The following is a 10,188-nucleotide window of genomic DNA, read 5'->3' on the forward strand; positions in this document are numbered from 1 at the left end:
GACCTGCCGCGCCTACAGCGCCGGCGACGCGGAGTCCTTCCGCGTTGCCCCGGACCGAAGCCCGCGACCTGCCGCGCCTACAGCGCCGGCGACGCGGAGTCCTTCGGCATCCCCGGACCGATTCCCGCCACAACCCGCACCAGTGCGTGACGCCGCGCCGCCCGGAGCGGCCGACGCGGCACCCGGTCCCGCCGCGGCACCGTGCCGCGCTACGGCGGTCTTCCCCGGCCCGCCGCCTGACTTCCGCGTCCGACGGCGGTGAGCCGTGCCGCCTGCGGTGGGGGCCACTGCGGAGCGCCCGTGCCGATCCGCGGGCAGGTGCGCGGTCCTGTGGCGGCTTTCCCGGTGCGCTGCCTGGCTTGCACGTCGATCCGCGGGCAGTCGTGCCGCCTGGGTCGGGGGTCCGTCGCGTGGCGTCCGTGTCGGTCCGCGGCAGTCGTGCCGCTTGGGGCGGCCCCCGGTCCACTGCCCGGCAGCCGTGTCGATCCGCGGTCAGTTGTGCCGCCTGGGCGGGGGTCCGTCCGTGGCGTCCGTGTCGGTCCGCGGGCAGGTGCGTGGTCGTGCGGTCCCGGTCCGCTGCCAGGCAGCGGTCCCGGTCCGCCGCCTGGCGCCCGTGTCGATCCGCGGCCGTAGTACCGCTTGGGCGGCCCCGGTCCACTACCCACCTCCCACGCGACCCGCGGGCAGTCGTGCCGCCTGGGGCGGCACGGGTGGGCGCGGCGGCACCCCGTCGGCGCCGGGCTGCGCGACGCCCCCGGCACCCGCCCCGGTCACGCCGACGACGCACGACAGGAGCACCCCCCTCCTCCGCAGACGCGCCCCGCCCCTCAGAAGCAGGTGAACCGCGCCTCCGCCCAGTCCGCGAGCGCGACCGTGTCGAGGTGGTTGTGCGGCTCGACCACCAGGCGAACCGTCGTCCGTCCCGCGAGATCCACATGGACGGGTACGGCAGGGTCGCCGCCCTTGATCCCCTGGGACGTCCACAGCCGGTCCCCGTCCGCGTACACGGAGAAGGTGACCTTGCCGAGTTTCAGCGTCAGGTCGTCGACGCCGACCACGGCGTCGTAGGACGCGCAGGCGCGGTTGAGGTCGACGGTGAGGGTGGACTCGCCGTGGACGGTCACCCCGCGCGCGTACTCCTGGCCCGCGACGGACAGCTGCGTGCGCTGCCACACCCAGCTGCTGCCGCCCAGCCGGATCTCGGGACCGGTGCCGTCCCCGCCGACGTCGAAGGACAGCTCGCCGAGCTGATAGACGGTCGGGGCGGGCGTGGGCGTGGGGGACGCCGTCGGCGTGGGCGCCGCGTCCGGCGGAGGCGTGGTCGCAGGCGTCGGCGCAGCGGTCGAAGACGCGGTGACAACCGCCTCCCCGGCGGGCGAGGTCGAGGGCGTCGGCGTCGGCGTCGCGGCCGCGGCCGGGACGATCACCGGCGGGCGAGGCTCGGGTTCGCCCGGCGCGCGGCTGGGTTCCGGCGCCGGCGCGGGCGCCTCCGGCAGCACGGCCGGCGCGGAGCCCCTGGGCTCGGCCACCGACTGCCGGGCGGGGCTGTCGTCGCCGACGAGGGCGAGGGCCACCACAGTGGCCGCCACCGCCACCACACCGGCCGCGACACCGGCCTTCACCGCGGCGCCCAACCCCTCCGAGGCGGCCGCACCACCACCGCTCGCCCCACCCGACGCGCCAGCGCTCGCCGCGCCAGCGCTCGCCGCGCCACCGCTCGCCGCACCGGCCCCGCCCGAGGCCCCACCGCCCGCCACGGTGCCCGCGCCCGCGGCACCCGCCGCTCCGGCGCCGGCGCCCCCGGCGATGAGCGCGGCCGCCTTGGCGTACCCGGCGGCACCGAACCAGCCGATGACCGCGACCGGCACGACGGCCGGGATGCCGCCGGCGACCTCCTCGATCTGCAGGGCGGCCAGTCGGCACCTGGCGCACTCCTCCAGGTGCTTGCGCACGCCCCGTTCGGCGCGGCTGCGCAGTCGGCGGCGGGCGTAGGTGCCGAGCTGGTCGGCGTAGCGGGCGCACTCCGCGTCACTGGTGAGGGTGTCGCTGACATGGGCCTGGAGGTAGGCCTGCTTGAGGCCCTCGCGAGCCCGGCTGGCGAGCACGCGCGTACCGTTGGCGTCGAGCCCGAAGAGCGTGGCGACCTCGCTCGGCGACTCGTCCTCGATCTCGGTGTGCCACAGCACGGCCTGCCAGCGCTCCGGCAGCGAGCGGAAGGCCCGCATGGCCAGGGACTGCTCGGCCTCGTGCATCGCCCGTACGTCGGCGCCGAGGTCGAGCGGGTCGCCGTCGGGGGTCCCGGAGGAGCGGCCGGCCTGCGCGGCGAACACCGCGAAGTCGTCGACGAGCTGCTCCCGTTTCGCCGATCGCGTCCAGCCCGCGGCGACGCGGCGGACGGAGGTGAGCAGATAGGCGCGTACGGCGTGCTCGGGTCCGGAGCCGCCGCGTACCGCCTGGAGCATGCGGGCGAACACCTCGGCGGTGAGGTCGTCGGCCGTGTGGGCGTCCCGGCAGCAGGTGCGCGCGTACCGGCGCACGGCGTCGGCGTGGCGCCGGTACAGCTCCTCGTACGCCGTGTCGTCGCCCGAGCGCATCCGGCCGATCAGCTCGGCGTCGGCCGGTGGCGCGTCCCGCAGGGGCGGCAGGACGCTGTCCTCGTGCCACCCGCGTTGCGCCGGGACGTTCTCCTCCGGCGGGTCCAGCGCGGCGTCGCCGCCCCGGCGGAGCCGGGCGTGTCCGCCGCGCCCGCCCTGACTCGGCACCTGAGGTGCCGGCCGGTCACCGGCCTCCGTGTCACCGTCGCCCCGTGACGCGCCCCGCCCGTCAACACTCATCGCGGAAAGCCCCCGCCGCCTGCCGAACCCGTCCCGACCACCGGGCCAGAGTGCCACAGCGGCTTTCGTCGAGAACCCTGCCGAGCGGGCCGCCCACTCGGCCCTGGGAACCTGCCGAGGCCGACCACCGGGGTGCACCCGGACGGTGAGCGCTCAACTGGCGATCTTGGACAAGGAGTTGAGCATCTCTCCGGGTACGCCCGAACGGCGGCCGATCGCCGGCCGGGGGAGGAGCGCCCGAGGCGCCCCACCCCACTTCACCCTTTCGAGGGCTACGACACCGGCCGTGACCGCAGGCCCTCCAGCAGGATGTCCAGCAGTCGCGCCGAGGCCGCCGCCTGCTGCGCCGCGTCCGGCAGCGAGGGCGCCGCCGTCGCGATCACCAGCAGGACGTCCGACACCGACACGTCGGGCCGCAGTTCGCCCGCCGCGCGCGCCCGCTCCACGAGCCGGCCCACGACGTCGAGCAGCTCGGCCGCCCCCGCGTCGTCCACGGAGGCCGGCACGGCCTCTTCGGACACCAGTCGCAGATCACCGCCGGCCGAGGACCGCTGCTGCGGCACCCGCGCCTCCGCCCCGCCGGCCGAGGCGTCCTCGACGCCCTCGTCGGCGACCCCGACCCTGAGCACCTGCGGCGGCAGCAGCCGCCCGGCGCCCGAGGCCACCGAGGTCCGCAGGAATCGCGACAGCGCCGACCACGGCTCGTCCTCCTGGCCGAGCGCCGCCCGCGCCTGGTCGGTCAGCCGCGAGGTCTCCTCCTCGGCTATCCGCCGTACGAGCACGTCCTTGCTCGGGAACCGCCGGTACACGGTCCCCACGCCGACCCGCGCCCGCCGCGCCACGTCCTCCATCGGCGCGCCGTACCCCAGCTCGCCGAAGACCTCGCGCGCCGCGCGCAGTACGTGCTCGAGGTTGCGCTGTGCGTCCACGCGCAGCGGCGTGGTGCGCGGGCCGTCCCCGCGTCCGTTGCCCGCCGCCGCGCTCACCGCGCCGCCCGGTGCAAGGGCTGACGCGGACGACCAATGCGTGTCCTGAATGTGCATGAATGTTCCCCCGGTAATGACGTCTCCCCCCGGAGACTCCCCGCCATCGAAATCCGGGGCGCATGGAACAGGGGACCACGACCCAGCCGGACCCGCCCGTCGCGGACCCGAAGAGCGTCTCCCCCTACACCCCGTCGACACACGAACATAGTTGAGAGGCAGTCAATTCAGAAGGGGCAGGTTCCGCACGGAGCGCCCCCCGATCGGAGTACGGGTCGCATACGTCCCGATTGCATCCCGTCCCGCACCCCGGCGCACACCCCTTGACCTGCACCCCTTCCCTCCACACCGGTGTTTCGGCCAACCCCGCGCCCGCTCGGCCCACGGTCACACAATTTGCCGGGGCTGTGGACAAACTCCTGCGCCGGGTGCGTCATGGGATGGTGAAGGAACGTGCGCGCATTCTCGTTGTCGGCGGCGGCTACGTCGGGATGTACACGGCCCTGCGGCTCCAGCAGAAGCTCAAACAGGACATCGGCCGGGGCGAGGCCGAGATCACCGTCGTCACGCCCGACCCGTACATGACGTACCAGCCGTTCCTGCCCGAGGCCGCCGCCGGTGCCATCTCCCCCCGCCACGTCGTCGTCCCGCTGCGCCGCGTTCTGCCGCACTGCCGGGTCGTGGTCGGGGAGGTCACCGCCGTCGACCACGGCGAACGCACCGCCACCCTCACCACCCTCGCCACCGACGAGGAGGGCGCCGGCCCTCAGCGGCTGACGTACGACGAACTGGTCCTCGCGCCCGGTTCCGTCTCCCGCACGCTGCCCGTCCCCGGCCTCGCCGACTACGGCATCGGCTTCAAGACCGTCGAAGAGGCCATCGGCCTGCGCAACCACGTCATCGAACAGATGGACATCGCCTCCTCCACCCGCGACCCCGCGATCCGCGACGCGGCCCTCACCTTCGTCTTCGTCGGCGGCGGCTTCGCGGGCGTCGAGGCGCTCGGCGAGCTGGAGGACATGGCCCGCTACACCACGCGCTACTACCACAACGTGGAGCCCGAGGACATGAAGTGGATCCTCGTCGAGGCTTCCGACCGGATCCTGCCGGAAGTCGGCGAGGAGATGGGCCGCTACACGGTCAGCGAACTGCGCCGCCGCAACATCGACGTCCGCCTGGGCACCCGCCTGGAGTCCTGCGCCGACCGCGTCGCCGTCCTCAGCGACGGCGCCCGCTTCCCGACCCGTACGGTCGTGTGGACCGCCGGCGTCAAACCCCACCCGCTGCTCGCCGCCACCGACCTGCCCCTCACCGAACGCGGCCGCCTGAAGTGCACACCCGAGCTGACGGTCGAGGGCGTCACGCACGCGTGGGCCGCCGGAGACGCCGCGGCCGTCCCCGACGTCACCGCCCCGGAACCCGGCACGCTCACCGCCCCCAACGCCCAGCACGCCGTACGCCAGGCCAAGGTCCTCGCCGACAACATCGCGCGCTCCCTGCGCGGCCAGCCCCTCCAGACGTACTCCCACAAGTACGTCGGCTCGGTCGCCTCCCTGGGCCTGCACGAGGGCGTCGCCCACGTCTACGGGCGCAAACTCAAGGGCTACCCGGCGTGGTTCATGCACCGCGCCTACCACCTCAGCCGCGTGCCCACCTTCAACCGCAAGGCGCGCGTGCTCGCCGAATGGACGCTGTCGGGACTGTTCAAAAGGGAGATCGTCTCGCTCGGTTCCCTCGAACATCCGCGCGCGGAGTTCGAACTGGCCGCCGGTGGAAGGCCTTCTCCCCACCGGAAGGACGGCCCGCGGGACGACTCCGACAACAACCCGAAGGGGTTGTCCTGACGGGACCCAGGAACTCCACCGGCCGCCCCGGCGTCTGACGGATGTCGGCCCGGACGGCCACAGTGCCAGACTGCTGCCCACGCCCTCCCCCAAGCCCCTCCGAGCATTCCCCGAGCCCTCCCCGAGCCCCGGCGGGCCACCGCCCGCCCCGCGAACCGACGAGGCTGATTCCCCCCTGCCGCACTCCCGGGTGCTGCAACAATGTGCCGCCACCGCCGCGCGGCCCCCGGAGCCCAGGCCGGCCCCGGAGCCGGCCGACGACGACTACACGAGGCAAGGATTCGTGAACTTCACGCGCTGGAGCGCCCGGCTCCCCGGAACGCAGCGCCGCGCCGCCGCGCGGGCCGAGCACACGGTCACCACCACGGACCGACGGAGCGAGGGCTCCGTACCCGCGGCCCGCGTCGAGCAACTGACCGACGAGCCGCCCCCGGTCCCCGCGGTCGACGACCTCCCGGTCCGTGAGGTCCTCGACCGCGTCCCGGCCCTCGTCGCCCTCGTCCACGGCCCCGACCACCGCCTCGCCTACGTCAACGACGCCTACACGGCGGCCTTCGGCGCACGGCCGACCGGCGAACCGGCCGCCGAGGCCCTCCCCGAACTGCGCGACCTCGGCCTGATGCCCCTCCTCGACCAGGCGGCGCGCAGCGGCAGACCGCGCACCCTGAAGTCCCGCAAGGCCCCCGACGGCCGCTCCTACACCTTCACCTGCACCCCGGTCGCCGAGCACGGCGGCGAGGCCGCCGTGCTGGTCTTCGCGACCGACGTCACCGACCACGCCGAAGCCGCCGAACGACTCAGAGCCAGCGAGCGCCGCCAGCGCGAAACGGCCGTCACCCTCCAGCGCTCCCTCCTCCCCCAGGAGCTCGAACAACCGGACGACCTGCGCATCGCCGCCACCTACCAGCCCGGCGGCACCGAGGCCGCCGTCGGCGGCGACTGGTACGACGTCATCACCCTCGGCGGCGGCCGCACCGCCCTCGTCATCGGAGACGTCATGGGCCGCGGTGTCCGCGCTGCGGCCGTCATGGGCCAGCTCCGCACCGCCGTCCGCGCCTACGCCCGTCTCGACCTCCCCCCGCACGAGGTCCTCCAGCTCCTCGACGGCCTCGCCACGGAGATCGACGCCAACCAGATCGCCACCTGCGTCTACGCCGTCCACGACCCGAACGAGGGACGGCTGGTGTACGCCTCCGCCGGCCACCTGCCCATCCTCGTCCGCGACGAGACCGGCACGGTCCAGCGTGCCGACGAGCCCACCGGTCCCCCGCTCGGCACCGGCGGCTGGATGCACGCCTCCGGCTCGATCCCCCTCGGCCCCGGCTCCACGGCCGTCCTCTACACCGACGGCCTCGTCGAACGCCGGAACGAGGACCTCGACGAGGGCATCGCCTCCCTCGAGCGCGCCCTGGCCGGCGCGACCGGCAGCCCCCAGGTGATCTGCGACCGCCTGGTCCGCTCGGCCGGCGTCACCGCCGACCACGACGACGACGTCGCCGTCCTGGTCCTCCAGCACCCCCACCGCACCGGCGCCGACGGCGACCTGTTCCGCAACGCGGCCCTGGAACTGCTCGGCGGCGTGGAAGCCGCCCCCCGAGCGCGCGCCTTCGCCTCCGGCGTCCTCACGAGCTGGCGCTTCCCCGCCGACCTGCACGACCTGGGCGTGCTCGCCACCAGCGAACTGGTCGCCAACTCCCTCCAGCACGGCACCCCGCCCATGCGGCTGCGCCTGCGCCGCACCGACCGCCGCCTGATCATCGAGGTCACCGACGGCGACGACCACCTCCCGCGCCGCCGCCGCGCGGAACCCGGCGACGAGTCCGGCCGCGGCATCGCCATCGTGGCGACCATCGCCTCCCACTGGGGGAGCAGACGCACGCCGGGCGGCGGCAAAGCGGTGTGGTGCGAGTTCGTCCTGCCCCGCGCCACGGACTGACGGGCACGAAGAAGGCGGCCGTCGTCCACGACGACGGCCGCCTCGGTTCCCGTACCGGGCCTCACGCCTCGGCGGCCACCGGCTCCGCAGCGGTCCCACCCCGGGCGACCACCCGATTGCGGGCCGACCACGGCTGATCCTGCGCGGCGGTGAGCTGCCGGCCCAACCGCAGGGCGAGGACGCTGATCCCCAGCGAGAACAGCAGGAACGTCACGATGTACGGCGCGTGCAGCGACGCCCCCATCGGCCCGCCCACGGCCGGCCCGACCGCCAGCGCCAGCTGCTTCACCAGGGCGAACGCCGAGTTGTACTGCCCGGCCAGCCCGGTCGGCGCCAGGTCGGCGACCAGCGGCGCGACGGTCGGCGACAGCATGGCCTCACCCAGCCCGAACAGCGCGTACGTCGACACGAACGCGGCCGTGGCCATCTCCTGGCTGCCGTGCCCGAGCCCCGCGTACCCGGCCACGACCCACGCCACGGCCCAGATCAACCCCACGGCCGCGATCACCCGCGACCGCCTCCGCCGCTCGACGAACTTCAGCACGGCGAACTGCGCGACGACGATCATGGCGGTGTTCGCGGCGAGAGCGGTCCCGAGCGCGGACGTGGAGATGCCCGCGGCCTCGACCCCGTAGGCGCTCAGCCCCGACTCGAACTGCCCGTAGCAGGCGAAGAACAGCACGAAGCCGAGCACACACAGCTGCACCATGGCCCGGTTGCGCATCAGCTGCTTCCAGCCACCCTTCGCGGCACCCTGCGGAGCGTCCCCGACCCGCGGCGAGTGCGGCATCCGCACCGTCGCCACCACCACGACCAGCAGCAGGAACATCGCCGCCTCGATCGCGAACAACAGCGTGAACGAGGAAGCCCGCGTCGTGTCGACCAGATGCCCGCCGATGAGCCCGCCCACCCCGAGCCCGAGGTTCTGCAGGAAGAACTGCAGGGCGAAGGCCCGCGACCGCGTCTCCGCCGTCGAACAGTCCACGATCATCGTCGCCAGCGCCGGCTGCATCACGGCCTGCCCCGCCCCCAGCGCGGCAGCGGCGCTCAGTACGGCGGCGGCGTTGCCGGCGAGCCCCAGGCTCAGCGCGCCCAGCGCGGCGGTGACCAGGGCGGCGACGAGGACCGGCAGCGGGCCGCGCCGCACGATCGCCCGACCGGCGAACGGCAGCACGACCAGCGCGGCCACCGCGAAGACGGCGAGGACGAGCCCCGCCGTCACGGCTCCCAGCCCCCGCACCTGCGCCACATAGACGTACAGGTAGGGGACGGTGAAGCCGAGCCCGAACGCGCTGAGTGCGTTGCCCACGTGGATCCGGCGCATCGCTGCGCCCATCGCCCTGGTCACGTTCACCTCTCTCAGGTAGCAGTGTTGGTTGCGAAGTCTCAGTACTTAGAACCGAAGACTTCGAAGATAAATTTCGAAGCTAAAGAGTACACATCGAAGGACTTCAAGGCGAACGAGCCGCATGCGATACTTGCGGCCATGGGCGACACCTCCGGCAGCACAGGCATCGGCAGCGAGCCGACCCTCGAAGAGCAGATCGCCGCCTACCAGCGCGAGTTCCAGGACCTCGACCCCCAGGTCGAGAAGATCGTCTCGGCGTTGTCCCGCCTGAACCGCCGTATGAACGTCGCCTACAGCCGTCAGACCGCCGCGCTCGGCATCAGCAACGCCGAGTGGGAGGTCCTCAAGGCACTCGTGCTCTCCGGTGCCCCTTATCGCCTGGGCCCCAGTGACCTCGCCAAGCGCCTCGGCCTCACGCCGGCCGCGATGACCCACCGGATCGACCGCATGGTCGCCGAGGGACTGGTGACCCGTGAACGGGACGAGTCCAACCGGGTCCGGGTGATCGTGGAGCTGACACCCGAGGGCCGCGAGAAGTGGCTGGAGGCGATGCGACTGGCGACGGTGTTCGAGGAGGACCTGCTCCAGGACCTCACCGCCGAGGACCGCACGGCCCTCGGTGACGTCCTGACCAGGCTGCTCCGGCGGGTGGAGCACGCCCAGCCGGACGCCGGCGGACGCCTCAGCGACCTCGATTAAAAGATCTTGACAGGGGTCACTTGACACGCCCCTCGCAGGTCAATAGAGTTCTTCGGGTTGTCGGGGAGCCGTAACGGTTCTTCGACAGCACATCCGCCGCTGAAGCGGCACCTCACTCCACAGCAGGATCTCCCGACGGGGGTTTATTCGGTGCGCCCGAATTCAATTCCAATTGGGGACGGCGGCTCGATTAGCGCTCGCCGGGACGGATCCGCTAAGGTTTGAGACGTCGGAACGGCCGAAGGGCCGGGAGGACAACCCCCTCTGACGGGGAATCAGAGCCGAAAGGATCTGATAGAGTCGGAAACGCCGGAAAGGAAACCGCGAGAGCGGGGACCTGGAAAGCACCGAGGAAATCGGATCGAGAAAAAGATCTGATAGAGTCGGAAACGCAAGATCGAAGGGAAGCGCCCGGAGGAAAGCCTGAGAGAGTCTCTCGGGTGAGTACGAAGGAAGCGTCCGTTCCTTGAGAACTCAACAGCGTGCCAAAAATCAACGCCAGATTAGTTGATACCCCGTCCCCGGCAGTGATAGCCGAGGATGA

Annotated in this window: 6 protein-coding genes; 3 read left to right on the forward strand and 3 right to left on the reverse strand. The window is 73.0% G+C overall.

The features are described from left to right. Positions 1 to 827: 827 nt before the first annotated feature. Together ACIHAR_RS37185 and ACIHAR_RS37190 are read right to left on the reverse strand one after the other, a co-directional pair. The gene (locus ACIHAR_RS37185) at positions 828 to 2,834 is read right to left on the reverse strand and encodes a sigma-70 family RNA polymerase sigma factor (protein WP_400023646.1); all 2,007 of its coding nucleotides are present in this window, start codon (positions 2,832 to 2,834) and stop codon (positions 828 to 830) included. Between the two features lie 272 nt (positions 2,835 to 3,106). Beyond that, a complete protein-coding gene (locus tag ACIHAR_RS37190; RefSeq protein ID WP_365469534.1) occupies positions 3,107 to 3,877 on the reverse strand; it encodes a helix-turn-helix domain-containing protein in 771 nt (256 codons plus the stop codon). A 380-nt stretch (positions 3,878 to 4,257) separates the two neighbouring features. On the opposite strand from ACIHAR_RS37190, the gene ACIHAR_RS37195 reads away from it, so the two are divergent. Both ACIHAR_RS37195 and ACIHAR_RS37200 read left to right on the forward strand, forming a co-directional pair. Then, positions 4,258 to 5,661: an NAD(P)/FAD-dependent oxidoreductase gene (locus ACIHAR_RS37195; protein WP_400023649.1), complete on the forward strand. Its 1,404-nt coding sequence runs from the start codon at positions 4,258 to 4,260 to the stop codon at positions 5,659 to 5,661. Positions 5,662 to 5,944: 283 nt separating this feature from the next. Continuing rightward, positions 5,945 to 7,597: a SpoIIE family protein phosphatase gene (locus ACIHAR_RS37200; RefSeq protein ID WP_400023651.1), complete on the forward strand. Its 1,653-nt coding sequence runs from the start codon at positions 5,945 to 5,947 to the stop codon at positions 7,595 to 7,597. A gap of 61 nt (positions 7,598 to 7,658) precedes the next feature. Here ACIHAR_RS37200 and ACIHAR_RS37205 read toward each other — a convergent pair whose 3' ends face one another. Then, positions 7,659 to 8,945 (reverse strand): MFS transporter, encoded by a 1,287-nt coding sequence (locus ACIHAR_RS37205; protein ID WP_365469554.1) that lies wholly within the window; start codon positions 8,943 to 8,945, stop codon positions 7,659 to 7,661. 138 nt (positions 8,946 to 9,083) lie between these two features. Between ACIHAR_RS37205 and ACIHAR_RS37210 the strand changes: the two genes are divergently transcribed. Continuing rightward, the gene (locus ACIHAR_RS37210) at positions 9,084 to 9,644 is read left to right on the forward strand and encodes a MarR family transcriptional regulator (RefSeq protein WP_365469543.1); all 561 of its coding nucleotides are present in this window, start codon (positions 9,084 to 9,086) and stop codon (positions 9,642 to 9,644) included. The last annotated feature ends 544 nt before the right edge of the window (positions 9,645 to 10,188 follow it).

This window comes from Streptomyces sp. NPDC052016 (assembly GCF_044548445.1).
Taxonomy (GTDB): Bacteria; Actinomycetota; Actinomycetes; order Streptomycetales; family Streptomycetaceae; genus Streptomyces.